This window comes from Nostoc sp., assembly GCF_036916985.1.
Taxonomy (GTDB): domain Bacteria; phylum Cyanobacteriota; class Cyanobacteriia; order Cyanobacteriales; family Nostocaceae; genus Nostoc.
Window position 1 is genome coordinate 1 of the sequence record NZ_JBALFD010000099.1, and the last position, 847, is coordinate 847.

Genomic DNA, 847 nt, shown 5'->3' on the forward strand with positions numbered 1-847 from the left:
TAGTTTCTCTTTAGTATCGTCTTTGGGAAAATGTTCTCTTGTTACCAAGTAGACTGCATTTAGCAGTTGATCGGTGGCTAACTCTCCATTTTGGCGTTTGTCGAGAAATTTAGTGATTAAACTATCTGTTTGTTTGATTAGACTATTAGCTTCTTGAGAAGGTGTTTCCTCATTGAGCAGATGTGCAGTGACAATCCGCTTTAATTCTTCGCTGTTAGGTTCTCTAATATTCAGTCGCAGACAACGCCGCAAAAATGGCGGGGGAAAATCTCTTTCGCCATTACTGGTTAAAATTACAAATGGAAAGGTTGTACAACGAACCCGCCCATGCTGAATTTTTACTTTCGTATTAGTATCTGCTGTCTGTACTTCTACTTCATTTAATTTACCAACAATCCGCCTGAGTTCGGGAATTTCAAACTCTCCTTCTTCAAATATATGTAGTAAATCATTAGGTAAATCAATATCACTTTTATCAATTTCATCAATTAATAATACTCTGGGCTTTTCTGAAGGTAGTAAAGCTGTTCCCAATGGGCCAAGGTCAATATACTTACCAATTTCTTGCAAGTTATCTTTATCTTTTGCATCCTGCAACCGCCCGATGGCATCGTAGCGATAAAGCCCATCCTTAAGCGTAGTACGAGTTGTGACCGACCAGTGTAATACTTCTCCCAACTTTAGTTCATGAGCAACTGCATACGCTAATGATGTTTTACCTGTTCCCGGTTTCCCAGTTACTAATAGAGGTCGTCGTAAATATAAGGCTGCATTGACTAACTCAATTTCTTCAGGACGTGCTTGAAATGTTTCACCCCGTCTTTGTTTTTTTGCAGTTCCGCCATCA

Annotated in this window: 1 protein-coding gene; it reads right to left on the reverse strand. The window is 39.3% G+C overall.

Features of this window, described 5'->3' with window-relative positions; translation table 11 throughout:
- On the reverse strand, window positions 1-847 hold an 847-nt coding region (locus tag V7L07_RS33385; RefSeq protein ID WP_335063945.1), incomplete at both ends, for an AAA family ATPase.